Raw genomic sequence first — 25,594 nt, 5'->3', positions numbered from 1 at the left:
GATATCGGGGAGGTATCGACCGAACGGGTCGTGACGCCGAGATAAAGGCTTGTCAGAGCACTGTTTTGGGGATCGACCGCGCGCGAATTCAGCTCACTCGCGTTGTTGTTACCGCGCGCGGCAAAGACGACGGCAATTGGGCGGATGCTCAGAGATCCTCTCGGATTGCCGAGTTCAAGGGGGCCCATTATGGTTACGCCAGCATGCGGGGGCATCGGCTCGAACCGCGGCGAGGACAACGTCGTTCAGCAACATCTGCGCAATTGCGTCAAGGCCTTTTGGAATTGACGCCGTCAACTGACGAAGAAGGGTCAGCGCATGTTCCTGGGCACGGTGGACGACTGGACGGCCGAGGGCACCGTGGTGTCCTGGTATCCCACCGCGGACACTTACGCGCGCGCCGCCGAAGCGCAATATCATTCCGCCCCGGTCAGTTACCAGCAGTCGCAGCATCTTCGGTATTACCGGCGCCAGGTCAGCCTCGGCCGTGACATCCCGCGGTTGTGCATCGGGGCCTGGGAGATCAGAGGTGTCTGCGATATCGATGCCATGACGCAGGCGCTGAATAGCCATGTGCGGCGCCATGACGCCTACCACGACTGGTTTGCCCTCCGCGGCAAGGACGACATCCTCCGCTACGTAATCGCCGACCCGGAGAACATCGCCCTGGCGCCAACGGATCTCGGAGAAATGGCTCCTCTCGAGATCCGCAAACTGATCCTGGACACGCCCGATCCGCTGCAATGGGATTGCTTCAGCTTCGGAATCATCCAGGGCGAGGACCGTTTCACGATCTACATCGCCGTCGACCACCTCCGCGCCGACGGCATGTCGGCCGGTGTGATCTTCCTGGACATCCAGACGGCGTATTTCACCGCGCTGCAGCAGGGGCAAGCCGCGCTGCCACCGGCACCCAGTCACCGCGAATACAGCGCAAAGCAGCGTGCCCACACCGCCGCCCTCGACGAGGATTCACCCGAAATCCGGCGCTGGCGTTCCTTTCTCGACGCCAACAACGGTGTGCTGCCGAGGTTCCCGCTCGAACTGGGCGAGGCTTCCGCGGATACACCGGGGGCCATCGACGTGTTCGAACTGATCGATGGTGACCAGGCCCGACGTTTCGAGGCGACGTGCCGCGCCGCGGGAGCACGGTTCAGCGGTGGCGTGTTCGCCTGCGCTGCGCTCGCCGAACATCGGTTGACCGGCGCGCCCACGTACTTCGGACTCACGCCCTTCGACAACCGGCGAGACCCCGCCCACGCCACCACGGTGGGTTGGTTGGCCAGCTTCGTCCCGTTGGCAATCCCGACGGCGGGCGCCTCCTTCGCCGAGGTGGTCAGCGCCGCCCAGGCATCGTTCGATGCGAACACGGCCCTCGGCACCGTGCCCTATTACCACTTGCTGGAGATGGCGGATGCCTCGTGGGGCCGTCTGGAGGTTCCGGACCGGCCCGTCCCGATGCTGTCCTACATCGACATCCGCAAGCTCCCGTTCGGCGACTACTTCGACGGCCTGCGTGCGGGGATCTGGGGCGACAACCGGCTGTCGGAGACGGTCTGCATGTGGGTCAACCGCATGCACGACGGAACGCAGTTGGTGGTCGCCTACCCGGGCACCGACGTCGCCCGCGCGTCCGTCCTGCGCTACGTCGAGACGATACGTGCCGAGTTCAGGCGGGTAGCGGACGCCGGGCTGCACGACGACGCCTGATGCAGTTCCGTTCTCCTGCCGGAGGTCTCGGTACCGAAGGCGCCGCGGCACTCGCGGGCCGGCCTCGAGCGGTCGAAGCGGGGCGCCGATGACCAGGCTGGCGTTTCTGGACCAGGCCGCCTTCTTGCGGCTGCGGGCCACCGGTCAAGGCAGTACGGTGCAGTGCACCTGGGTGTACGACCGCGACGTGCACCTCGATGCGCTGAGAAGCTTCAACGACGATCTCGGTGCCGGTCTGCTCGGCCGCCGCATCGAGCGTTCGCCGGTGCCGTTCGGGCGTCATCGCTGGGTGCTCGACAACCGCTCACCCGACATCGCGCTGGAACCACGACAACCGCGGTCGCAGATCGGCGCGTGGGTCGAAAGGCGCGCACAGGTTCGCGTCGATCCCGAGTGCGGGCCGGTGTTTCACCTGGGCCTCTTGCCGTTGGACGACGGCGGTGCGGCCGTCACCTTGGTGGCATCACATTGCGTCGTCGACGGACTCGGGCTCATCACGGCAGTAACCGAAGCGGTCAAAGGGGAGACACGCGATTTCGGCTACCCACAGCCGCATTCGCGGGGCCGGCTGCGCGCCGTTTCCGCGGACCTGACCGATGCCGTACGCGGCCTGCCGGCGGCCATCCGTGCGCTGATCGCGACGCTCGTCATCATGCTCAACAACCCGGCAGGCCCCCGTGGGGAGCGGCGGCCCGGCTCATTGTCCCCCGCTGACGAGGACCGCACGGCACTGGAGTCGGTGACGTTGCAAACCGACGCCGCGGCATGGGAAGCGCGTGCGCGCAGTCTGAATGGAAGCGCCAACACCCTCTTCGTCGCGTTCGCGGCCCGCCTGGCCCACCGGATGGGCAGGGTGCTCCCCGAGGGAAAGTCGGTGACGGTCGTGCTCCCGGTCAGCGACCGCACCGGCAACGACGACCGCGCCAACGCACTGACCTCGATCACCTTCGCCGTTGACGCAACGGCGGTGACCCACGACTTGAGCTGCGCGCGTGCGGAAATCAAACGGCTGCTGACGTCGCTGCAACGGCAACCCAACGAGATGCTCGCGGCGTTGCCGCTCGTCCCGTACACCCCGCGCAGGCTGGTCCGGGCCGCCGAAGGGGTTGCGATGTCGACCGGCCGGCTTCCGGTCGGCTGTTCCAACCTCGGAAGCCTCGACGCAGCGGTTGGCCGCATCGACGGTGAGGACGCCGCCGAGGTCTGCATCCGCCTGGCCGAACAGGGCATCACCCCCGGCCGCGTCGAGCACACGCAAGGCCAATTGTTCTGCAGCACGGGAACCATCAACGGCAGCCGGTTTCTCAACGTCATCGCGGGCCGCGGCGACACCGACAACGGCGCGGCGAACATCCGAGAGATCGCGTGCAGCGCCCTGGCCGATCTGCAGCTGTTTGCCACCACCGGCTACGAGGGGCGGGTTTGACGGCGAACGTCGACCTCGGGCCGGACGAACACGCGTCCCGCCTCAGGTACGTGGGTATCGGCGCCGGGATCGCGGCCTGGGCGGTGGCGGTGCTGTGGTTCGCCATCAAGGTCGTTCCGCTCGACGTGTACTGGATGTCCTACTACGCGGCCGATTACGCACACGGCTTCGTGCGCCGGGGGCTCGCCGGCGAGCTGGTGCGGGCGGCGCCGGGCCATTACTTCGCGGTCGCGCTGGGCCTGCGGTGGCTGTCGACGGCGGTGTACCTGTGCGCTCTGGCGACGGTCGCGGGTGTGGTGCTCGCCGGTCGACCTTGGTCTGGGCGCAGGTTGCTGGTTGCGATGCTGATTCCGTTGCTGCCCTTCGGTATCCCGTTTGCGGCCTATTCGGCCCGGCCGGACCTGTTCGGTGCGGCGGCCCTGGCGCTGTTCTCCTGCGCGCTGCTGGTCGCACGTTCGCGCGCCGTGGCGACGGCGTGGTGCGCGGCCTACGGCGCGGCGACCGCGGCGTTGACGCTCGTGCACGAGGCGGTGGGTTTGCAGTTCGCGTTGGGCGCCGTGCTGGCGGTCATCGTCCTGGGCGGCGCCCTGAAAAGGGGGCTGGGCGCGCTGCTGGCGGTGGTGCCCGGCGTCGTCACGACGGCCGGCGTGGCGGTGTTCGGTCGCCACGACGTCGGGGCGCAACTGTGCGGGTCGGTTCCCCACCGCCTGATGCCCAACCCGTTCGCCACCGTGACGTCGCCGACCACGTTGCTGCGCTACGTGATTGACGGACGACCGAGGCAGACCGACTACCACGACTGGGTGTGCCGCAATGTGATGCCGAACTACGACAGCGGAATCGGCGATGCCATCCGGACCGTCGGTCACATCGGAATAGTCGGCCTGGCCATGTCCGCGCTGTTCGGTGCGGCTGCCGTCGTGGCGACGATGTGGGGCCTCGGCACCGCTTCGGGCGTGCCGCTGCACGCGTTCGCCGCGGCGCTGCGCGGGCGGATCGCCTGGGTCATCGCCGCACTGCTGTCGGTCGGCCCGGTCTTCCTGACCGGCTACGACTGGACCCGCTGGCTCACGGTCGTGGCATTCGATGTCGGCGTGGTGTTCATCCTCTTCGCGGCGCGCCGACCGGAGATCGAACAGGAACCCTCGCCGAAAGCGTTGCGCTCGTTCGCTCTTCTCGCCATCGCGCTCGCCGTGATCCCGGTCGGCACGGTTCCGGGCTTCGGCGGACCGCGGATGAGCTGACTTCCCCCCAAGGCGTCGACACGGCTGTGCAGCACAGCCAGGAATCCCTGACAGCTTCGTCGACGCTGTCGTCAAAGACGTCCCGTCGTTATGCCGTGCCCGGCCGATGGGGGGCATCGCCGCCGAAGAAGCGCCATGCCCCCGCATCCAATGCGAAGAATCCCCGGTAAACCGGTCCGGCGAAAGCAATCAGGTTGTCCGGCGGGACTTGTCGGGGGTGGCTGCGATGATGTGGTTATGTCTTCGACCGCATCGCCTCCCGTGGTGGTGAGTCCCGTCGAGCGTCTTGATGTGTTGTTCGAGGAGTTGGCGGAGTTGGCCGGCCAGCGCAATGCGATTGACGGGCGCATCGTGGAGATCGTCGCCGAGCTGGATCGCGACGAGTTGTGCGGTGCCACGGGTGCGCGGTCGGTGGCGGCGTTGGTGGCCTGGAAGCTGGGCTTGTCGTCGGCCAACGCCCACACGATCAGCACCGTGGCACGCCGGCTGGAGGCGTTTCCGCGCTGCGCCCAGGGCATGCGGGAAGGTCGGTTGTCGCTGGATCAACTCGGCGTCATCGCCGCGCGCGCCGGTGACGGATCCGATGAGCATTACGCGCAGTTGGCGCATTGCGCCACGGTCAACCAGCTGCGCACCGCGGTCAGGTTAGAACCACGACCCGAACCCGAAACTCGGCCGCAACCGCAGCCGGCGATCACCAAGACCGCCGACGAGGAGTTCACCTGTTGGCGCATCAGGCTGCCGCACCTGGACGCGGCGAAGTTCGACGCCGCCTTGGCGTCTCATCGTGATGCACTGATCGCCGAGTGGAAACACGACCGCGGCAAGGGCGATATGTCAGCAGAGATCGCACCGCCAGTGCCGGGCACCCTCGAGGCATTTCTGCGTCTGGTCGAGACCGGCTGGGACGCCGACGTGGCACGGCGGCCGCACGGGCAGCACACCACGGTGATCGTGCATCTCGACCTTGAGCAGCCCGCCGCGGCGCTGCATCTGGGTCCGCTGCTCACCCAGGCCGAACGCCGCTACCTGACCTGTGATGCCACGTGTGAGGTCTGGTTCGAACGTGACGGCGAGCCCATCGGCGCCGGCCGGGCGACGCGCACGATCAGCCGGCGGCTTCGCCGCGCGCTGGAGTATCGCCACCGCATGTGCGCGGTTCCCGGCTGTGGCGCTACGCGTGGGCTGCACGCGCATCACATCCGGCACTGGGAAGACGGCGGCCCCACCGAGTTGGCCAACCTGGTGCTGGTCTGCCCTTATCACCACCGGCTGCACCACCGCGGCCTGATCACCATCGCCGGACCCCCAACCCAACTGACCGTCACCGACAGCTGCGGGAAACCACTTGGCGCAGCGTCACTCGCGCGCCCACCCACCCTTGCCCCACCCGCCGTCGCGCCGTGCCCCGGACCCACCGGCGAACGCGCCGACTGGTGGTGGTATGAGCCCTTCCAACCGCAACCCCCGCCCAACAACCAGGCCGGTTAGCCCAGCCCCATCCGAGCCGAAACACGCCTAATAGCAACGGCTTTTGCTTGCCCCCCGCAATCAAAGCCGGCAACCTGATCCCCACGGACGTGTGCGCGCCGGCCGGCTGCACGTTGCCCGACTTTGCAGACGGGCCCAAAAGCTGCCATTGACTAATGTCACCATTTGTTGTTGACTGCGTGGCATGACGGACGGTGTTCCGGCTCGCGGGTCATTGCGGTCCCGCGGTGCGGCAGCGGTAAGTACTTACACCCTGCGGCCAGTGACCGGCCTGCTCCCACCCGAGCGGGCATGGGGCTTGTGGCTGTCTCGCCGGATCATCGCCGGAATAATGGGAACCCTCGGCCCGCCGCTTGCCGGCACACGCGTCAAACACGTCGACACGAGGCTGCCCGACGGCCGCCGCCTGAAGGGCGAGTGGGTCTACGGGCCACGCACACCCACCAGCGAAAACCTGGTTCCATCAACAAAAGCGGGTGCCATCTACTACGTGCACGGCAGCGGCTACGCCGTGTGCTCGCCAAAGACGCACCGGCGGTTGACATCTTGGCTGTCGTCCCTGACCGGCTTGCCGGTGTTCTGCGTCGACTACCGGCTGGCACCCCGCCACCGCTTTCCCGCCGCCGCCGACGACGTCCGGGCGGGCTGGGACTGGCTGGTCAGAGCCTGCAATATATCGCCGAAACAAATTGTGATCGCCGGAGATTCGGCCGGCGGGCACCTCGCCGTCGACATGCTGCTGCAACCGGAGGTCACGGCCGAGCACCCCGCCGCGCTCGCGCTGTTCTCTCCGCTCTACGACATCACCTTCGCGCTGTGCCTCGCGCGGGAACGGATACGCCGCGACCCGGCGATCCGGGCCGCCGACGCGGCCCGCCTGGTCGCCATGTATCACGCCGGCCTCGATCCCGCCCACCAACGGCTGACGCTGAACGTGGCCGGCGGGCCGCCACTTCCGCAGACCTTGATCCAGGCCGGCGGCGCGGAGATGCTCCAGGACGACGCGCGTCGGCTCGCCGCCGACATCCGAACGGCGGGCGGGCGATGCGAGCTCCAGATCTGGCCACACCAGGTGCACGTCTTTCAAGCGCTGCCGCGCCTGACGCCAGAAGCCGCCAAGGCCGTGACCTACGTCGCGCGGTTCATCGCCCACGCCTTGCAGGACGCGCGGGCGCTCGCCCAGGAGGTCCACTGAGGAATGCTGGACTGGCTGCTGGGCAGATCCAAGACCAGCCGGAGCGCGTCGGCGGTGGTGACCGGCGCCGGCAGCGGAATCGGTGCGGCGTTCGCCGTCGAGCTCGGGCGCCGCGGCGGCGCGGTCGTCTGCAGTGACATCGACGAAGCCGCCGCCCAAAGGACGGCCGACGCGATCACCGAACAGGGCGGCAAAGCGGTGGCCGTCCGTTGTGACGTCTCGAAGTTCGACGACGTCCAGGCGCTGGCCGAGCGGTCACAGGAGTGGTTTTCGGGGCCGCCCACCCTGGTGATCAACAACGCCGGGGTCGGCGCCGGCGGCGCGGCCATCGGCGATGCGCCGCTGGACGATTGGGTGTGGACGCTGGGCATCAATTTGTGGGGTCCGATCCACGGCTGCCACGTGTTCACCCCGATCCTGCGGGAAGCAGGTCGCTCGCAGGCACCCCGCGGCATCATCAACGTCGCCTCCGCGGCGGCGTTCGGTGCGGCCCCGGGCATGGCCGCCTACAACGTCAGCAAGGCCGGGGTGCTCTCCCTGTCCGAGACCCTGGCCGCCGAACTGGCCGGCACTCGGGTGAGAGTCACCGTGCTGTGCCCGACCTTCGTGAAGACCAACATCATCGAGTCCGGGCGCATCAGCGAGGAATCCAGCGAGCTGGCCAACAAGCTGATGCGCTGGACCGGATTCTCGGCGGACAAGGTCGCGCGGATCTGCCTGGACGCCCACGACCGCGGCGAGCTGTACTGCATGCCGCAACTCGACGCCAAGATCGGCTGGAGTGTCAAACGCATGGCCCCGCAGGCCTATACGCGTGCGGCCGGCCTGATTTCCCGCATCAACGTGCCCTGATCCACCCGACGCTAAGGAGCTCCCGGTGGCCATCGACATGGAAGCCATGCTCGCCAAGATCAAGGATCGCCAATGGGCGCTCGCCGACATCGACTGGGGCGCGCCCGGCGCCGAGACCATCCGGGACGAATTCCGCCCCAAACTCAAGGCCTTCATGGCCGACCTCTGCTGGATCGAGAACGTCGGCGCCCGCGGATTCGCCGCGCTGGCCAAGAAGGCGCCCGACCCGACGCTGGCGGAGATTTACCGCTACTTCCACGCCGAGGAGCAGCGCCACGCCAACGCCGAGATGGCGCTCATGAAGCGCTGGGGGATGCTCGACGACGGGGAACTACCCGAGCCGAACGTCAACATCCGGCTGTCCATCGAGTGGCTCGACGCGTTCGCCGACAGCATGCCGCTGTCCGTGCTGGGCACCGTCATCCCGATGCTGGAGGTGGCCCTCGACGGTGCGCTGCTGAAGTTTTTGCTCGACACCGTGGAAGACCCGGTGTGCCACCAGGTGTTCGAGAAGATCAACAACGATGAATCGCGGCACATCGCAGTCGATTTCGAGGTGCTCGACCTGATCGGACACGCTAGGGCGCGCCGACTGGCCATCGAACTCGTCGGCCGCACGGCATCCCCGGGCCTCATCATCGGCATGCTCATGTACGTTCCGCTGCTCAAACGCATCTACGGCGAGATGGCCGAGATGGGACTGGAGCCCGAGCGGCTGAACAACGCGGTCAAGCGGTTCAAGCAGCTCGGCGAGCGCGGGGAACACACCTGGCGGGTGCCCACCTACCAGCTCCTCAAGCGGCATGGCGCCATGGTCGTCAATCCGCGGCATCCCTATCAGCTGCTGGCCGGTTCGATGGTCTGGCTGTCGGACCGTTACCCCAAGACGCTGCTGAGGCCCGTGCCCAGCTGGTTCAAGGAACTCACCTACAAGCCGGCGGCCTGACCATGACAACCGACCGCGCCCACGCGGTGCTCATCATCGGGGCCGGCTTCACCGGACTGGGCGCGGCCATCCGATTGGCCGACGCCGGGGTCGACGACATCGTGATCCTGGAACGCGGTGACCGGGTTGGCGGAACCTGGCGCGACACAACCTATCCCGGTGCCAGCTGCGACGTCCCCTCGCTGCTGTACTCGTATTCGTTCGTCAAGAACCCGGCCTGGTCGCGCACCTACTCCCCCGCCCCGGAGATCTGCCGGCACCTCGAGGACATAGCGACCAGATTCGACATCCGCCGCCACATCCGATTCGGCCAGGAGGTCAGCGGCCTGGCCTTCGACGAGGCTGCCGGGGTCTGGACCGCAACCACCAGGGGCCGCAAGCGATTCCGCGCGCGCACCGTCGTGCTGGCCTCCGGCCCGCTGTCGGACGTGAGCTTTCCCGACATTCGCGGCCTGGACAGCTATCGCGGACACAAGGTGCACAGCGCCCGCTGGGACCACGGCTACGATTTCGCGGGCAAGCGGGTGGCCGTGATCGGCACCGGCGCCAGCGCGATCCAGATCATCCCCGAGTTGGTGAAGCAAGCCGGGTTCGTCAAGGTGTTCCAGCGCACGCCCTGCTGGGTGTTGCCGCGCCTGGACACCGCCACTCCGCCGGCCGTGCAGGCCCTGTTCGCCAAAGTCCCTGCCGCCCAGCACCTTGCCCGTCAGGCCCTGTTCTGGGGACACGAGGCCAGCGCCACCGCGCTGGTGTGGGACACGCCGCTGACTTCGGTGGCCGCGCGCCTGGGGCGGGCACACCTGCGGGCGCAGGTGAAGGACCCCTGGCTGCGACGCCAGCTGACGCCGGACTTCCGCCCGGGGTGCAAGCGCATGCTGGTCTCCAGCGACTACTACCCCGCCCTGCAGCGCGACAACTGCAAGCTCATCGACTGGCCGATCGCGACCATGAGCCCGGCCGGCATCCGCACCAGCGACGGCATCGAGCACCAGCTCGACTGCGTCGTCTTCGCCACCGGCTACGACGTCCACCTGACCGGTCCGCCGTTTGCGGTCACCGGGCTCGACGGCCGGTCGCTGGCCGACGAATGGGCCGGTGGCGCACAGGCTTACAAGAGCATCAACGTGCACGGGTATCCGAATCTGTTCGTTATGACCGGACCCAACTCCGGGCCGGGCCACAACTCCCTGCTGGTCTACATCGAGGGTCAGCTGGAGTACGCGGTGCGGGGCATCACCGCCATCCTCGAGAACGACCTGCGCTATCTCGATGTGCGCGAAGAGGTCCAGCGGCGCCACAACGACGACATTCAGCGCCGCCTGACGAAGACGACGTGGATGTCCGGCTGCCGCAGTTGGTACCTCACCGAGGACGGATACAACGGGTCGATGTACCCGGGTTTCGCGACGCAGTATCTTCGGCAGATGAGGGATTTCCGCTACGACGACTACCAAGCGGTGGCGCGCCGCACCCAGGCGGCCGCCGTCTCGTCGGGCTGACACATGGCACCGGACCGCCCGCTCGACCGTTCTGCACGACCCGAACCCGGCACGATCGCCAGCGTGTTGCACAACGTGCGGCGCGCGCCCAAGCGCGTTCGGCGCCAATCGCGGGAATACCGGCAATTGATCGAGACGGCGGTCTCGCAACTGTTCGACGCCGCGGTCCGCCACCCCCACGGCGACCCCGCATCCGGTGAATACCGGATCGACGACCTGGCCCGGCTGGCCGGCACCACCACCCGCAACATCCGGGTCTACCGCGACCGCGGGCTGCTTCCCCCACCGTTGCGCGTCGGCCGCATCGCATTGTTCAACGACACCCACCTGACCCGACTGCGGCTGATCACCTCGATGCTGGACCGCGGATACACCATCGCGCACGTACGCGAAATGCTCAGCGCCTGGGAAGAAGGCAAGAACCTGGGTGACGTGCTCGGCCTGGAGACGGCGATCGTGGGCACCTGGACCACCGAGAAACCGGAGACCATGCCGCTTGTCGACGCTCAGCGACTCGTCGACGACCCGGAGGCCTTCGACCGCCTGGTGGCGCTGCAGGTCGTCCGGGTCGACGGGGGCAACGCCACCGTGACCCGCCCGAAGCTGATCGAAGCGTTCAACGAAATCCGCGGCTACGGCGTCGAATTGGGAAAGCTGATCGACCTACACGAGCAGATCGTGCCGGAGATCGACAAGATCAGCGACCTGCTGGTGCGCGCCGGGGCCGAGCACGTGCTGGGTAGCATCAAGCCCGGCGAACCGCTTCCGGCGGATGCCGAGATCGCCGAGCTGATCACCATGCTGGTGCGCTTCCGGACCCAAGCCGTGGCCACGGTCACCGCCACACTCGCGTCGTCGATCGAGTCCAACATCGAGTCACTGGTGAGCCGCATCCTCTCCGACTACCTGGAGTCCAGCTCGTCGGCCTGACCGGGCTTCGGCGTCAGTGTCCGCTCAGGGTCAGCCGCCCCTCCGTTTCGAGCACCTTCCTGGCGGTGATCTTCTCGGTCTTGCGGGCCTCGCGCTCGAGGTAGCGCTGCTTGGATTCCTCGAATTTGTCGGAGGCCTGCTCGAGCTCCTTGACCAGCACCGCGAGGTCGTCGCGCATCCGCGCGGCATCGCCGCTGAAGTCTTCGCGTTCGAAGATGCGCCAGTTTCTGAGCACCGGCATCACCACTTCGTCGAGATGGATTCGGGGGTCGTAGACGCCGCCGACGGCGATGACCACCGCCTTGCGCCGGAACTCCGGCACCGTGAACCCGGGCATCTTGAAGTTGCGCAGGATCCGGTGCACCGACTGCATCGCCTGGTTCGGGGCGATGTCCAGACCCGCCGCACTGACGTCCCGGTAGAAGATCATGTGCAGGTTCTCGTCGTGGGACACCCTGGCCATCAGCCGCTCGGCGATGGGGTCCTGGGAGGCCTTGCCGGTGTTGCGGTGGGAAACGCGGGTGGCCAGCTCCTGGAACGACACATACATGACCGAGTCAAACAGGCTCTCGGCAAACATGTCGCCCTGCTGATTCTGCCCCGGGCTGAAGCCACGCGTCATTTGCTCCATGCGCAGCTTCTCCAACGCCACCGGGTCGACGGCGCGGGTGACCACCAGATAGTCGCGCAGCGCCGTGCTGTGCCTGGCCTCCTCGGCCGTCCACCTGTTGACCCACTGCCCCCAAGGGCCGTCCATGCTGAAGTTCATCGCGATCTCGCGGTGATAAGACGGCAAATTGTCCTCTGTCAGCAGGTTCTGCACCATCGCCACCTGCGCGACGTCGGGCAGTCGGGTGTCGCCGGGCTCCCAGTCCTGACCGTCGAGCGCATAGAAATTCTTGCCGTCCGACCATGGGACGTAGTCGTGCGGATTCCACTCTTTGAACATCGACAGGTGTCGGTTGAGCAGACCCTCGACCACAGGCTCCAGCTCGTGGAGTAGCTGCAGGTTTGTCAGATCTTTGGACACAAAGCCCTCCAGTTATGTGTGCCGTCAAGTAACGCACAATGTATCTGTGTCATGCGGTTACATAAAGATGACACGCCGGGAAAACGCGAACTAGGGCCAAAGGTCCCTATGCCGGAAAAGGGCGCTCACCGCGCCGCGGAGGCCTTCGCCGGCCACCGATCAGACGAGTTAAGGGCGCGCCACCAGATAGGGCGCGAGGGTGGACAGCTTTTCGCAGGTCTCTTCGAATTCCCGCTCGGGCGTGGACTCTTCGATGATGCCGGCCCCCGCTCGCAGCCACGCCTTGCCGTCGCGTTCGTAGGCCGCCCGCAGGGTCAAGGCCGCGTCCAGGGCGCCGTCGGCCGAAAACATCACGACCGCTCCGGAATACAGCCCGCGCGGGCTCTCGTCCAGACGCAGGATCGCTTCCACCCCGTCACCTTTCGGGATCCCCGACGCGGTGACGGCCGGGAAAAGCGCTTCCAGCGCGTCCATCCGGTCGTTCGCCGGACCCAGCCGCCCGGTGACCGTCGACCCGAGGTGCTGCACGCTCCCGCGCTCCCGCACCGTCATGAAGTCGGTGACCGCCACCGTGCCGGATTCGGCGATCTCGGTCATCTCCTGAAGCGAGCTCCGCACCGAAATCGCATGCTCGACAATCTCCTTGGAATTCGATTCCAGATCGTCTCGTGCCTGCCGGTCGCGCGCCACACCGCGACCCAGCGCCCGGGTACCCGCCAGGGGCTCGGTCACCACCATCCCGTCCTCACGGACGGCCGCGACGAGTTCGGGGCTGAAGCCGACCGCCCGAATCCCGCCCAGCCGCAACAAGAATGACCGCACCGGGGTGTTGTGTCGGCGACCCAGCCGGTAGGTGGCCGGAAAGTCCAGCGGGAAGGGGATTTCCAGACGCCGCGAGAGGATCACCTTGTGGTAGCGGCCGGCGGCGATCTCGCCGACGGCCGACGCCACCCGATCGCGGTAGCCCGAAGGGTCGGTGAGAACGTCGAGGGCGCGAGCCTGGCGCGCGTCGGGCACACCGTCGCCCAGCAGGCCGATTACCGCATCGCGATGCTCCGCCGTCGCGCCAAAGAGCTGGACCTCCTCCCGGGTCACCACGATGCGAGTGCGCGGCCAGAACACGCGCGCCAGCGGGGTTCGTGGCGCCAGCCGCTGCTGCAGTCCATAGCGGTAGACGCCGAACTCGAAGGCGATCCAACCGAAGAGATGGTCGGTCTCGAGCAACAGCCTGTCAACGGCTTCGCCCAGGACGGAACCGGGCCGCCCCGACCACTCTTGCCGCCGAGTCACCCCGTCTCGGATGACGCGCACCTCGTCACTGTCCAGCTCGATCATCGCGCGCACGCCGCTGGCCAGCACCCATTGGCCACGGCGCTCATACAGCAGGTATTCCTCGCCGACCCGCTCGGGCAGCCGCGCGACCAGCTCGGCGGCCAGCTCGGCCGGGTCGACGTGAGCGGGAAGCGGAATCGGTGACGACGCGGAGCCGGCGGAACTCGTCTGAACGCTGACCTGGGTCACGATTAGTAAATGTAGCCTAACCTATGTAACTGCGCGCAACCGATCCCCGCCGCCGCCGGTCACGGCCCGCCGTCCACCCGAATGAGGCTTGTGATCAACGCGCGGGCCACCCCGACACGCGGCGCACCCCCAAAGCCTCGATGCCCGGTTCGGTCTGCCGTTTTCGCAGATGGCGAGGGCGGGGAGGGGCGTCGCCGAACCTCAGAGCCCCCGCCGCGGCGGCGTCGGCGACACCGAACGTTTCCCGAGCGTTTACGTTATGGCCGCACAGCGCCCCGCCGACATCACGGAGCGTTTCCTAAAATCACTGCCTAACCGCGTGAATCCGCTGGCCAGGGAATCCTGTAGGTACGGTGGTTGGCCAGCTCGGTCGGCGCGGGTAAAGGAGTGGCGTCGTGAACTCCAGTGCGGACGTTCGAGGGTTGCGCGAGCCCGTGTCGGGCGACGGGCGCATCGTGAACCAACCCGCTTGATCGACGAATACCGCCCGACGATGCCGAGAGGAACACCATGTTCGTAATCCGCCTTGCGAACGGCGAAGAGGTCCAGGGCGGCGACGGGGACGAGCTCGAGATCAATCAAGAGACGGGCGTGCTCAGGGTTTCCCGCGTCGACGGTTTCGAGGAAATCACGACCCATTACTCGCCGATGGCGTGGCTCTCGGTGACGCACCGGAAAAAGGGCGTCGGGGTGAGGCCGTCGCTGATTTCGTCCAATCGCTGACTCTGCGCCAGCTCCACAGCAAATACACAGCACTTTCACGCCAAATCCACCACTATCTTGCGACCGCCCCGCGTCCCGGGGATCACCACGGGTAGGCATCTGACCTGCGCTTTCGACGTCTTCGGCCGCCCCCGATCGCTCCGACACGCCTAAACGGCGTACTGCACATTCGAGTGGCGGTTGGACACCCGCGGGGGATAAATTTTCACGGTCGTCGGGATGTTCGTGGTGGCTCCGCTTGCGGACGGTGCTTTCCTGATCACCGCACTCATGGAGGAAGGCATCGGATGCTGCAAGAGTTTTGGCAAAACTTCACCCACAACCTGTTCAAGCCGCTGCTGCTCTTCTTCTACTTCGGATTCCTCATTCCGATCCTGAAGGTGCGCTTCGAATTCCCCTATGTGATCTATCAGGGTCTGACGATGTACCTGCTGCTGGCCATCGGCTGGCACGGTGGCGAGGAACTCGCCAAGATCAGCGCCGGCAGCGTCGGAGTGATCGTGGGATTCATGGTGTTGGGCTTCGTGCTCAACTTCTTGATCGGCGGCATCGCCTACCTGCTGCTGAATTGGCTGACCTCCCTTCGCCGAATCGACCGGGCGACGGTCGCCGGATATTACGGGTCGGACTCGGCGGGCACGTTCGCCACCTGCGTGGCCGTCCTGACGGCCGTCGGCATGGCGTTCAACGCCTACATGCCGGTCATGTTGGCGGTCATGGAGATTCCGGGCTGCCTGGTGGCGCTGTACTTTGTGGCACGCCTTCGCCATCGCGGGATGGACGCGGCCGGGAACATGGCCGACGAGCCGGGATACACCGCGCCGGTCACGGTCGGAGTCGGACCCGGCGCCGCTGCGATGCCTCCGCACGGACAGAGCCTCGAGGAGGCCGAGCACGAGCGCGGAATCGAGCAGGAACTGGAGTTCTCCCTGGAGAAACTCGACCACCCGGACTGGGAGCCCGACCCGAGCCCGCACACCGCCCGCAAAAGGGCGCCCATCTTCTCGCGGGAGCTGTTCCAAGAGGTCTTCCTCAACCCCGGGCTGGTCCTGCTCATGGGCGGCATCATCATCGGCCTCGTCAGTGGGTTGCAGGGCCAGAAGGTGGTCGCCGACGACGACAGGTTCTTCGTCCTGGCGTTCCAGGGCGTGCTCTGCTTGTTCCTGCTCGAGATGGGCATGACCGCCTCCCGGAAGCTGAAGGACCTGCGGACGGCCGGCCCCGGCTTCATCTTCTTCGGCCTGCTGGCCCCGAACATCTTTGCGCCGCTGGGCATCCTGGTCGCCCACGCCTACTCTTCCCTGACCCATGCCGATTTCAAGCCGGGAACCTACGTACTCTTCGCGGTGCTCTGTGGCGCGGCGTCCTACATCGCCGTCCCCGCTGTCCAGCGGCTGGCGATTCCCGAAGCCAGCCCCACCCTGCCGTTGGCGGCATCCCTCGGCCTGACGTTCTCCTACAACGTCACCATCGGGATCCCGCTCTACATCGAGGTCAACCGGCTGATCGCGCACTGGTTCTAGGGTCGCCCCGCCGAGCGATCGCCGGGTCATCGTGGGCAGCGGCTTCGTTCACGGATTGCGGCGGATCGCCGGCTGGCACCCGACTCCGCTCGTTGTTAATTGTTCGTAACGACGGGTTGGGTCGGGCTCACCGAAGCGGTGGGTTTCCACTAAATTCCTTGAGGCCGCGCGTCGGTTGCCGCCCCCTGCAGGGCCCGACTGCGTCGCCGGGAGGCGCACATGCTTTACGAGTTGTGGCAGAACTTCATCCACAATCTCTTCAAGCCGCTGCTGCTGTTCTTCTATTTCGGGTTCCTCATTCCGATTCTGAAGGTGCGCTTCGAGTTCCCGTACGTGATCTATCAGGGCCTGACCATGTACCTGCTGGTGGCCATCGGCTGGCAGGGCGGCGAGGAACTGGCGAAAGTCAAACCTGCCGACATCGACAACATCGCCGGGTTCGTTGTTCTGGGCTTCGCGCTGAACGTCCTCGTGGGCGCGCTCACCTACTTACTGCTCAGATACCTGACCAGTCTGCGGCGAGTCGACCGGGCGGCGGTTGCCGGCTACTACGGGTCGGACTCGGCGGGCACGTTCGCTACCTGCGTCGCCGTCCTGACAGGCCTGCGGATCGCCTTCGACGCCTACATGCCGGTCCTGTTGGCGTTCATGGAGATTCCCGGTTGCCTGGTCGCGCTCTACCTGGTGGCCCGGCTGCGGCACCGGGGCATGGACGAGGCCGGGTTCATGCCGGACGAGGACGGCTACACGGCGCCGGTGGCGGTGGGGCCGGAGGTGGCCGAGCAGCAGGAACGGGCCCCGGGCGCTGACGACCTCGAGCGCGGGATCGAGGAGGAGCTGGAGCTCTCGCTGGAAAAGCAAGAGCATCCCGAGTGGTATGGGGACAACCCGGGGCGCAACAAGGCGCCACTGATGTCGGGAGCCATCTTGCGGGAGGTGTTTCTCAACCCCGGGCTCATCCTGCTCGTCGGTGGTATCGCCATCGGGTTCATCGGCGCGCTGCAGGGCCAGAAGGTGGTGCACGACCAGAACGAGCTTTTCGTCGCGGCGTTTCAGGGTGCGCTCTGCCTTTTCCTGCTCGAGATGGGCATGACGGCGTCGCGCAAGTTGCGGGATCTCAAACTCGCGGGCAGCGGATTCATCGTCTTCGGTTTGTTGGCGCCCAACGTGTTTGCGTTGCTGGGGATCGTCGGCGCCTACTGCTACGCGAACCTCACCGACACCCACTTTCAGCCGGGTACCTATGTCCTCTTCGCGGTGTTGTGCAGTTCGGCGTCCTACATCACGCTGCCCGCGGTCCAGCGGTTGGGCATCCCCGAGGCCAGCCCTACCCTGCCGCTGGCGGCGGCGCTGGGTTTGACGTTCTCCTACACCGTGACCCTCGGGATCCCGCTCTACATCGAGATGAATCACGCACTCGCGCAATGGTTTCCGGCGAGCTGAGCGCTACCCCAGGACGGTGCGCACCACCGCGTCGGCCAGCAGCCGTCCACGCGGGGTGAGGACGAACCGGTCGGCGTCGGACACCAGCAACCCGTCGGCGACCGCGCCTTCGGCGCGCTCCCGTTCGCCGGGAGTCAACACCTCGCACGGAAGACCCTGGCGCAGTCGGGTTTTCAGCAGCACCTCTTCGGTGTGCAGGGCGTCGGCGTCCAACCGCTCGAATCCCCCCACCGGCAATGCCGCACGGGCCAGCGCCTCCGCATAGGCGTTGGGATGCTTGACGTTCCACCACCGCACGGAGCCGACATGGCCATGGGCTCCCGGCCCCGCGCCCCACCACTGGCCGCCATCCCAGTAGCCGAGGTTGTGTCGGCATTCACCGCCGGGCCGCGACCAGTTGGACACTTCGTACCACGACATGCCGGCCTCGGACAGCCGGGCATCGACCAACTCATAGCGGTGCGCCAGCACGTCGTCGTCGGGAGCCGCCAGCTCGCCGCGCCGAACCCGCCGGGCCAGCGCGGTGCCTTCCTCGACGACCAGCGCGTAGGCGGACACGTGGTCGACGCCGGTGTCGACCGCCGTGTCGACCGAGCGCAGCAGATCGTCGTCGGACTCCCCCGGCGTGCCATAGATCAGGTCGAGGCTGACGTGTTCGAAGCCCGCCTCCAACGCTTCGCGGGCGGCGGCCGCCGACCGGTTCGGGGTGTGAATGCGGTCGAGGACGCCCAGCACGGTCGGTGACACCGACTGCATGCCGAGCGACACCCGCGTGTAGCCGGCCGCGCGGACGGCGTCGAAGAAGTCCGGCCAGGCCGACTCGGGGTTGGCCTCGGTGGTGATCTCGGCGTCGTTTGCCAGCGTGAAATGCTCGCGGACCATGTCCAGCACCGCGGCCACCCGGGTGCCACCCAACAGCGACGGTGTGCCTCCGCCGACGAAAACGGTGTTCACCGTCGGCCCCGGAAGCCGCTCCGCCGCCAGCTTCAGTTCCGTCCGCAGCGCCGCCAGCCAGGCGTCGGGGTTGACACCACCCAACTCGGCCGGGGTGTAGGTGTTGAAATCGCAATAGCCGCAACGGGTTATGCAGAACGGAACATGGATGTACAGCCCGAACGGCCGCCCAGGGACGGGCTGCAGATCGGGCAGCTCGACCCGTTCCTCGCGAAGTGCCATGCCAAATCATCCCACGGTGCGCCCGCCGGGTAGGGCGCGCCGATCAGCCCGGGGGCCGGGCGGACGGGAAATTCCGGGTGTTTCCGGGTGTTTCCACCGGACCGGCCAACTTAATCGGGGCATTCCGCTCACCGCGAGCGGATCTTTGACCTGTTGGCATCGGCATTCATCGGCGTGGCACAATGAAGGCGTGACCGTTGCTGAGCCAAGCCTTCGCATTGCGCTCGTGGCGCGGCGGCACATTGATCTCAAGCGTGTTTGCAGCTGTTGCTGTCTCCCTTGATGTCGTAGACCCGCCCACCTGTACGTCCAGCTGGCATCGGATCTGCGCCGCCGATACCACCGGTGAGCTGTGCTTCTATGCCTGCGATGTCCACAAGGAGACCTTTTCCAATGACCACAGCCCGACCCGCCGGGTCCCAGAACAAGCCTCGTAACGAAGGCCAGTGGGCGTTGGGAGACCGCGACCCGCTCAACCCCAACGAGGAGATGAAGCGCGCCGGCGCCCCCCTCGAGGTGCGCGAGCGCATCGAGAACGTCTACGCCAAGGCCGGCTTCGACAGCATCGACAAGAGTGACCTGCGCGGCCGCTTCCGCTGGTGGGGGCTTTACACCCAGCGCGAACAGGGCTACGACGGCACGTTCACCGGGGACGAGAACGCCGATCTGCTCGAAGCCAAGTACTTCATGATGCGCGTGCGCTGCGACGGCGGCGCGCTGTCGGCCGCCGCGTTACGTACGATCGGCCAGATCTCGACCGAATTCGGCCGCGACACCGCCGACATCTCCGACCGGCAGAACGTGCAGATTCACTGGATCCGGGTCGAAGACGTCCCGGAGATCTGGCGGCGGCTCGCCGGCGTCGGCCTGCAGACCGCCGAGGCGTGCGGCGACTGCCCCCGCGTCATCCTGGGGTCACCGCTGGCCGGCGAGTCACTCGACGAGGTGCTCGACCCCACCTGGGCGATCGACGAGATCGTGCGCCGCTACATCGGCAAGCCGGACTTCGCCGACCTGCCGCGCAAGTACAAGACCGCGATCTCGGGTCTGCAGGATGTCGCGCACGAGATCAATGACATCGCCTTCATCGGCGTCAACCACCCCGAGCACGGGCCCGGGCTGGACCTTTGGGTCGGCGGCGGCCTGTCCACCAATCCGATGCTGGCCCAGCGGGTCGGGGCCTGGGTGCCGCTGAACGAGGTGCCCGAGGTCTGGGAGGCGGTGACGTCGATATTCCGCGACTACGGCTACCGGCGGCTGCGGTCCAAGGCCCGGCTGAAGTTCCTGATCAAGGACTGGGGCGTAGAAAAATTCCGTGAGGTGCTCGAAACGGAGTACCTCAAGCGGCCGCTGATCGACGGCCCGGCCCCCGAGCCGCTCACGCATCCGATCGATCACATCGGGGTGCAACGGCTCAAGAACGGGCTCAACGCGGTTGGTGCCGCTCCGATCGCCGGCCGTGTCTCGGGCACCATCCTCTCGGCGATCGCCGACCTGATGGAGCGGGCGGGCTCGGACCGGATCCGGTTCACCCCCTACCAGAAGCTGGTCATCCTCGACATCGCCGACGACAAACTCGACGAGGTGCTTGCCGGCTTGGCGGCGCTGGGCCTGCAGACCAGACCGTCCCATTGGCGGCGAAACCTCATGGCCTGCAGCGGGATCGAATACTGCAAGTTGTCGTTCGCCGAAACCCGGGGCAGGGCGCAGGTCTTGGTGCCCGAGCTGGAACGGCGGCTCGAGGACGTCAACGCCGCGCTCGACGTGCCGATCACGGTCAACATCAACGGTTGTCCGAACTCCTGTGCGCGAATTCAGGTGGCCGACATCGGCTTCAAGGGCCAAATGGTCGACGACGGCCATGGGGGCTCCGTCGAGGGCTTTCAGGTGCACCTGGGCGGCAGCCTCGGGCTGGACAGCGGATTCGGGCGGAAGCTGCGCCAGCACAAGGTCACCAGTGACGAGTTGGGTGACTACATCGACCGGGTGGTGCGCAACTTCATCAAACACCGCAGTGCGGGAGAGCGGTTCGCGCAGTGGGCGATTCGGGCAGATGAGGACGATTTACGATGAGTGGGCAAGCAACGAAATGGACCGAGGCCGAACTGCGGGACCTGGCGGCGCGTGGGGCCGCGGAGCTCGAGGGCGCCAGCGCCACCGAGGTTCTGCGTTGGACCGATGAGACTTTCGGCGGACTCAACGGGCCGCGCGGTTGGGCCACCTGCAATTACGTGCTGACCTCCAGCATGCAGGAGGCCGTGTTGATCGATCTGGCGTCCAAGGTCCGGCCGGGTGTGCCGGTGGTCTTCCTGGACACCGGCTATCACTTCGCCGAAACCATCGGGACCCGCGATGCGGTCGAATCGGTGTACGACATCCACGTGCTGAACATCACCCCCGAGCAGACGGTGACCGAGCAGGACCGACTGCTGGGGAAGAACCTGTTCGGCCGCGACCCGGGTGAGTGCTGCCGGCTGCGCAAGGTCGTGCCGCTGCGCCGGGCCCTGAATGGCTACTCGGCCTGGGTGACCGGCCTACGCCGCAGCGAGGCGAGAACGCGGGCCAACGCCCCGGTGGTCGGCTTCGACGAGGGCTTCAAGCTGGTGAAGATCAACCCGCTTGTGACGTGGACCGACGAGGACATGCAGAATTACATCGACGAGCACGGCGTGTTGGTCAATCCCCTTGTCTACGACGGGTACCCGTCTATCGGCTGCGCGCCCTGCACGGCCAAGCCCCTCGCCGGGGCGGACCCGCGCAGTGGGCGCTGGCAGGGGTTGTCGAAGACCGAGTGCGGGCTGCACGCCTCGTAACGGAGGGGCCGAAGCCTCACGCCGACGTCGGCGTGGTTTGGTCTTCGCCGGCGGGGCCGTCGCCGCGATCGGCCGTCGCCTTGGCGGCGATGAACGGCGTCCGGGTCGCGCGCACGTAGACCGTGTCGCCCTCGCGCAGGGCCAGCGCCTCGGCGTCGCCGCGGGTGATCTGCGCGGTGAAGGGCCCTCCGGTGGCGGCGCTGGTCAATTCCACCCGCACCTCGAAGCCCAGCACGACCACGCGGTCGACGGTGGCGCGCACCACCCCGATCGACTCCGCGGTGCCGTCCCCGCCCGCGATCGCCATCTCGGGGCTGCGGCCCACCCGGATGTCATGCGGCCGAACCAGATTGCCGTTCAGGGTGGACACCGCCCCGAGGAACGACATGACGAAGGCACTCGCCGGCGCGTCGTAGACCTCGGTCGGCGATCCCACCTGCTCGATGCGCCCGTGATTGAGCACGGCGATGCGGTCGGCGACATCCAGGGCCTCCGCCTGGTCGTGGGTGACCAGCACCGTGGTCACGTGCACCTCGTCGTGCAATCGCCGCAACCACGCGCGCAGGTCCTCACGCACCTTCGCGTCCAGGGCGCCGAACGGCTCGTCGAGCAGCAACACCTGCGGGTCGACCGCCAGCGCCCGCGCGAGCGCCATGCGCTGCCGCTGGCCGCCGGAGAGCTGGTTGGGGTAGCGGTTCTGAAAGCCGCTGAGCCCCACCACTTCCAACAGGTTGTCCACCTTGGCCTTGACCTCGGCTTTGGGTCGCTTGCGGATCTTCAACCCGTAGGCCACGTTGTCACGAACGGTCAAGTGTTTGAACGCCGCGTAATGCTGGAACACGAACCCGATGCCGCGCCGCTGCGGCGGCACCCGCGTGACGTCCGAACCGTTGATCGTGATCGTTCCGCTGTCGGGCTGGTCGAGCCCGGCGATGGCACGCAACAGGGTCGACTTGCCGGAACCGCTGGGACCCAACAATGCCGTCAGCGAGCCGGAAGGCACGACGAAGTCCACGTTGTCCAATGCCACGAAGTCGCCGTAGCGCTTATAGGCATTGCGCACGACGATGGCGTGGTCGACGGGCCCGGTGTCGTTGACGGTCATCTACGAGTCTCCATGTCAGGCCTATCTGACCGCCCGTGCCCGGCGGACATCCAAGATCACTTGGACGATCAGGACCACCACCGCGACGCCCATCAGCAACGTCGACAGCGCGTACGCCCCGTACTCGGCGCCGCGGTTATAGCGATCCGAGACCAGCAACGTCAGGGTCTGCGACTTACCCGGCAGGTTCGACGACACGATGATGACTGCCCCGTATTCGCCGAGGGTCCGCGCGACGGTCAACACGATTCCGTAGGTCAAACCCCATCGGATGGATGGCAGGGTGATCCGCCAAAAGGTCTGCCACCAGCCCGATCCCAAGGTCGAGGCCGCCTCCTCCTGGTCGGTCCCCAGCTCGTGCAGAACCGGTTCCACCTCACGCACCACGAACGGCAGGGTCACGAAGACGCTCGCAAGCACGATTCCGGGCAGCCCGAAGATGATCTTGAACCCGAGATCTCTCTCGACGAAGCCGAACGCCCCCGCAGACCCCCACAACAGGATCAGGGCGACACCCACGATGACCGGTGACACCGCGAAAGGCAGGTCGATCGCCGCCTGCAGGACACCCTTACCACGAAACCTGTTGCGGGCCAGCACCAAAGCGGTGGGAATGCCGAAGACCACGTTCAGTGGCACCACGATGGCGATGACCAGCAACGTCAAGTTCAACGCCGATATCGCCGCGGGTGTGCTCACCCAGTCGACGAATTGGCCGATCCCGGGTTGAAAGGTGCGCCACAGGATCAGGGCGACCGGCACCACCAGCAGAACGAAAATGTATGCGAGCCCGATGATTCGGATCAGGTACCGGATCCTGGGCGACAAGGTCACGCGGCCAGCTCCTCGCGCTTGGCCGCGCGCCCACCTGCGATCCGCAGCAGGAAGAGCACGACGAACGAAATCGACAGCAGCACGATGGATATCGCGGCGGCGCCGGTGCGGTCGTCGTTCTCGATGAGGGTCCGTATCCATTGCGAGGACACTTCGGTCTTGCCGGGCACCGCGCCACCGATCAACACCACCGACCCGAACTCGCCGATTGCGCGCGAGAACGCCAGGCCCGCACCGGACAACAGCGCGGGCGTCAACGACGGCAGCACGACCGAGGTGAAGATCTTCGGCGCGGTGGCACCCAACGACGCCGCCGCCTCCTCGGTCTCTCGATCGATCTCCAGTAGGACCGGCTGCACCGCGCGCACCACGAAGGGCAGGGTGACGAAGGCCAGCGCCACCGCCACGCCCCAGGCCGTGTGCTGCAGCTGCAGATGCACCGGGCTGTTGGTGCCGTAGAGGGCCAGCATCACCAAGCTGGCGACGATGGTGGGCAGCGCGAACGGCAGGTCGATGATGGCATCGACGAGCCGTTTGCCGACGAAGTCGTCCCGCACCAGCACCCAGGCGATGATCAGCCCGAAGATCAGGTTCACCAACGCGACGCCGGCGGAGATCGTCAGCGTCACCCGGAACGACTCCAGCGCGGCATTCGATGTGACCGCCGACCAGAAAATGCGCCAGCCACCGCCGGCGGCCTGCCAGGCGATGGCGGCCAGCGGCAGCAGCACGATCACCGAAAGCCACACCGCCGCCACCCCCACCCGCAGGGACGTGACGCTGCCCCGGGAAGCCCGCCCGCAACCCGCCGGGCGGTCCCCGTCGCCGCCCGGGTCGGGTCCGATGATCTGGGAACCAGGCCTGAGCGCGGCCGTCATCCCGTGGCCTGCATGTAGATCTTGGTGACGCTACCGGTGGTCTTGTCGAACAACTGCGGGTCCGTCGTCTCCCAACCACCGAGGTCGGCGATGGTCCACAGCTTCACCGGCGCCGGAAACTGGCCGCGGAACTCGGCCGCGACGGCCGGGTCGACCGGCCGAAAGCCGGCCTGCGCCCACACCTTCTGCGCCGCGGCGGTGTACTGGAAGTTCTTGAAGGCGACCGCGGCATCCAGGTGCGGGCTGGTGCTCACCACCGCGACCGGATTCTCGATCTTGAACGTCTGCGGGGGATTGATGTGCTCGACCGGCTTGCCCGCGCGCTCCGTGGCGATCGCCTCGTTCTCGTAACTGATCAACACGTCCCCGCTGCCCTGGACGAAAACATCGGTCGCCTCCCGTCCCGAACCGGGACGCAGCTTGATGTGTTCGCGCACCAGCTTGCTGATGAAGTCGACGCCGGCCTGGGGGTTGCTGCCGCCTTCACTCTTGACCGCGTACGGTGCCAGCAGATTCCACTTGGCCGCACCCGAACTCAGCGGACTGGGGGTGATGACCTCCACCCCCGGCCGCAGCAGGTCATCCCAATCCTTGATGTTCTTCGGATTACCCTTGCGCACCAACAACGTCACCACCGACCCGAACGGAATTCCCTTGGTGGCGTCGGTATTCCAGTCTTTGGAAATCTTCCCGGCTTTGACCAGCCGGGTGATGTCCGGTTCGACGGAGAAGTTCACGACGTCGGCGGGCTTGCCGTCGAGGACGCCGCGTGATTGGTCACCGGAGGCGCCGTAGGAGGCGATCACCTGCACGCCCTTGCCCTCTTCGGCGGCATTGAACGCCGGGATCACCTTGCTCCACCCGGGTTCTGGGACCGAATAGGCGACCAGGGTGATGCTCGTGCGTGCGTTGGTGGGCCCGCCCCCGCCGACGACATCGCTGGGGCCGCCGCTACAGGCCGCGACCACACCGGCGATCAGCGCCAGCGCCCCGACGTACCGGACGGGCCGTGGGCGCGGCGCACTTCCGACGTCGTTGAGCATGAGCGGCCTTTCCGTGCAGGACTTGTGGTTACGGGTCCCGTTGACGCGGAAAGGCGCATAACGCGTGTGGAGAATTCACGACTCCATACCAGACCGCACGGGATCGGGAGTCAGCGACAACAGCGCACGACGGCAGAGCATTCCAGGACACCGGATGCCACGTGCATGTCGCGAAGCCTAACAGGACCGGCGGCTCAGTGCGTCAGTAGCCA

At 66.7% G+C, this 25,594-nt stretch carries 22 protein-coding genes; 15 read left to right on the top strand and 7 right to left on the bottom strand.

The features are described from left to right. Positions 1 to 318: 318 nt before the first annotated feature. From AWC03_RS09815 to AWC03_RS09775, 9 genes are all read left to right on the top strand, one after another. Positions 319 to 1,710 carry a condensation domain-containing protein gene (locus tag AWC03_RS09815; protein WP_085240304.1) on the top strand — a complete coding sequence of 464 codons (1,392 nt, stop codon included), beginning with the start codon at positions 319 to 321 and terminating at the stop codon, positions 1,708 to 1,710. 88 nt (positions 1,711 to 1,798) lie between these two features. After that, positions 1,799 to 3,136, top strand: coding sequence for a condensation domain-containing protein (locus AWC03_RS09810; protein ID WP_085240303.1), 1,338 nt, complete (start codon positions 1,799 to 1,801; stop codon positions 3,134 to 3,136). Then, positions 3,133 to 4,380, top strand: a complete 1,248-nt coding sequence (locus AWC03_RS09805) for a hypothetical protein (RefSeq protein ID WP_085240302.1) — start codon at positions 3,133 to 3,135, stop codon at positions 4,378 to 4,380. The genes AWC03_RS09810 and AWC03_RS09805 overlap by 4 nt, the downstream gene beginning before the upstream one ends. Before the next feature lie 237 nt (positions 4,381 to 4,617). Next, a complete protein-coding gene (locus AWC03_RS09800) occupies positions 4,618 to 5,871 on the top strand; it encodes an HNH endonuclease signature motif containing protein (protein ID WP_085240301.1) in 1,254 nt (417 codons plus the stop codon). Between the two features lie 184 nt (positions 5,872 to 6,055). Continuing rightward, a complete protein-coding gene (locus AWC03_RS09795; RefSeq protein WP_085240300.1) occupies positions 6,056 to 7,066 on the top strand; it encodes an alpha/beta hydrolase in 1,011 nt (336 codons plus the stop codon). Between the two features lie 3 nt (positions 7,067 to 7,069). After that, complete coding sequence (locus tag AWC03_RS09790; RefSeq protein WP_085240299.1) at positions 7,070 to 7,918, top strand: SDR family NAD(P)-dependent oxidoreductase; 849 nt, start codon at positions 7,070 to 7,072, stop codon at positions 7,916 to 7,918. 25 nt (positions 7,919 to 7,943) lie between these two features. Continuing rightward, positions 7,944 to 8,864, top strand: coding sequence for a ferritin family protein (locus AWC03_RS09785; RefSeq protein WP_085240298.1), 921 nt, complete (start codon positions 7,944 to 7,946; stop codon positions 8,862 to 8,864). 2 nt (positions 8,865 to 8,866) lie between these two features. Beyond that, the gene (locus AWC03_RS09780) at positions 8,867 to 10,363 is read left to right on the top strand and encodes a flavin-containing monooxygenase (RefSeq protein ID WP_420845656.1); all 1,497 of its coding nucleotides are present in this window, start codon (positions 8,867 to 8,869) and stop codon (positions 10,361 to 10,363) included. A gap of 3 nt (positions 10,364 to 10,366) precedes the next feature. After that, positions 10,367 to 11,293 carry a MerR family transcriptional regulator gene (locus AWC03_RS09775; RefSeq protein WP_085240296.1) on the top strand — a complete coding sequence of 309 codons (927 nt, stop codon included), beginning with the start codon at positions 10,367 to 10,369 and terminating at the stop codon, positions 11,291 to 11,293. 13 nt (positions 11,294 to 11,306) lie between these two features. On the opposite strand, the gene AWC03_RS09770 is transcribed toward AWC03_RS09775, so the two are convergent. Together AWC03_RS09770 and AWC03_RS09765 are read right to left on the bottom strand one after the other, a co-directional pair. After that, positions 11,307 to 12,323 (bottom strand): acyl-ACP desaturase, encoded by a 1,017-nt coding sequence (locus AWC03_RS09770; protein ID WP_085240295.1) that lies wholly within the window; start codon positions 12,321 to 12,323, stop codon positions 11,307 to 11,309. Positions 12,324 to 12,491: 168 nt separating this feature from the next. Next, positions 12,492 to 13,844 carry a salicylate synthase gene (locus AWC03_RS09765; RefSeq protein WP_085240294.1) on the bottom strand — a complete coding sequence of 451 codons (1,353 nt, stop codon included), beginning with the start codon at positions 13,842 to 13,844 and terminating at the stop codon, positions 12,492 to 12,494. Between the two features lie 510 nt (positions 13,845 to 14,354). Between AWC03_RS09765 and AWC03_RS09760 the strand changes: the two genes are divergently transcribed. From AWC03_RS09760 to AWC03_RS09750, 3 genes are all read left to right on the top strand, one after another. Beyond that, positions 14,355 to 14,567: a hypothetical protein gene (locus AWC03_RS09760; RefSeq protein ID WP_085240293.1), complete on the top strand. Its 213-nt coding sequence runs from the start codon at positions 14,355 to 14,357 to the stop codon at positions 14,565 to 14,567. A 287-nt stretch (positions 14,568 to 14,854) separates the two neighbouring features. Further along, positions 14,855 to 16,090 (top strand): sodium-dependent bicarbonate transport family permease, encoded by a 1,236-nt coding sequence (locus tag AWC03_RS09755; protein ID WP_085240292.1) that lies wholly within the window; start codon positions 14,855 to 14,857, stop codon positions 16,088 to 16,090. A 219-nt stretch (positions 16,091 to 16,309) separates the two neighbouring features. After that, a complete protein-coding gene (locus tag AWC03_RS09750) occupies positions 16,310 to 17,533 on the top strand; it encodes a sodium-dependent bicarbonate transport family permease (RefSeq protein ID WP_085240291.1) in 1,224 nt (407 codons plus the stop codon). 3 nt (positions 17,534 to 17,536) lie between these two features. Here AWC03_RS09750 and hemW read toward each other — a convergent pair whose 3' ends face one another. Further along, positions 17,537 to 18,709, bottom strand: coding sequence for a radical SAM family heme chaperone HemW (gene hemW / locus AWC03_RS09745; protein WP_085240290.1), 1,173 nt, complete (start codon positions 18,707 to 18,709; stop codon positions 17,537 to 17,539). Between hemW and AWC03_RS28310 the strand changes: the two genes are divergently transcribed. The 3 genes from AWC03_RS28310 (at position 18,618) to AWC03_RS09730 (ending at position 21,522) form a co-directional block, all read left to right on the top strand. Then, a complete protein-coding gene (locus AWC03_RS28310; protein WP_420845655.1) occupies positions 18,618 to 18,992 on the top strand; it encodes an Ms4527A family Cys-rich leader peptide in 375 nt (124 codons plus the stop codon). The two genes, hemW and AWC03_RS28310, sit on opposite strands and share 92 nt — an antisense overlap. A gap of 110 nt (positions 18,993 to 19,102) precedes the next feature. Then, the gene (locus AWC03_RS09735; RefSeq protein ID WP_085240288.1) at positions 19,103 to 20,782 is read left to right on the top strand and encodes a nitrite/sulfite reductase; all 1,680 of its coding nucleotides are present in this window, start codon (positions 19,103 to 19,105) and stop codon (positions 20,780 to 20,782) included. Continuing rightward, complete coding sequence (locus AWC03_RS09730) at positions 20,779 to 21,522, top strand: phosphoadenylyl-sulfate reductase (RefSeq protein WP_085240287.1); 744 nt, start codon at positions 20,779 to 20,781, stop codon at positions 21,520 to 21,522. The genes AWC03_RS09735 and AWC03_RS09730 overlap by 4 nt, the downstream gene beginning before the upstream one ends. A gap of 16 nt (positions 21,523 to 21,538) precedes the next feature. Here the strand turns inward: AWC03_RS09730 and AWC03_RS09725 are convergent, their stop codons facing one another. The 4 genes from AWC03_RS09725 to AWC03_RS09710 are packed head-to-tail and all read right to left on the bottom strand — an operon-like array spanning position 21,539 to position 25,382. Next, the gene (locus AWC03_RS09725) at positions 21,539 to 22,627 is read right to left on the bottom strand and encodes a sulfate/molybdate ABC transporter ATP-binding protein (protein WP_085240286.1); all 1,089 of its coding nucleotides are present in this window, start codon (positions 22,625 to 22,627) and stop codon (positions 21,539 to 21,541) included. Between the two features lie 21 nt (positions 22,628 to 22,648). Next, positions 22,649 to 23,461 carry a sulfate ABC transporter permease subunit CysW gene (gene cysW, locus AWC03_RS09720; protein ID WP_085240285.1) on the bottom strand — a complete coding sequence of 271 codons (813 nt, stop codon included), beginning with the start codon at positions 23,459 to 23,461 and terminating at the stop codon, positions 22,649 to 22,651. Beyond that, entirely contained in the window at positions 23,458 to 24,339 is an 882-nt protein-coding gene (gene cysT / locus AWC03_RS09715; RefSeq protein ID WP_085240284.1) for a sulfate ABC transporter permease subunit CysT, read from the bottom strand. Before cysT ends, cysW begins: the two co-directional genes overlap by 4 nt. After that, on the bottom strand, positions 24,336 to 25,382 hold the full coding sequence (locus AWC03_RS09710; RefSeq protein ID WP_085240283.1) for a sulfate ABC transporter substrate-binding protein: 1,047 nt from the start codon (positions 25,380 to 25,382) through the stop codon (positions 24,336 to 24,338). The genes cysT and AWC03_RS09710 overlap by 4 nt, the downstream gene beginning before the upstream one ends. Positions 25,383 to 25,594 lie beyond the last annotated feature (212 nt).

The organism is Mycobacterium europaeum (genome assembly GCF_002102155.1).
Classification (GTDB): domain Bacteria; phylum Actinomycetota; class Actinomycetes; order Mycobacteriales; family Mycobacteriaceae; genus Mycobacterium; species Mycobacterium europaeum.
This window is presented reverse-complemented; position numbering and strand designations above follow the sequence as displayed.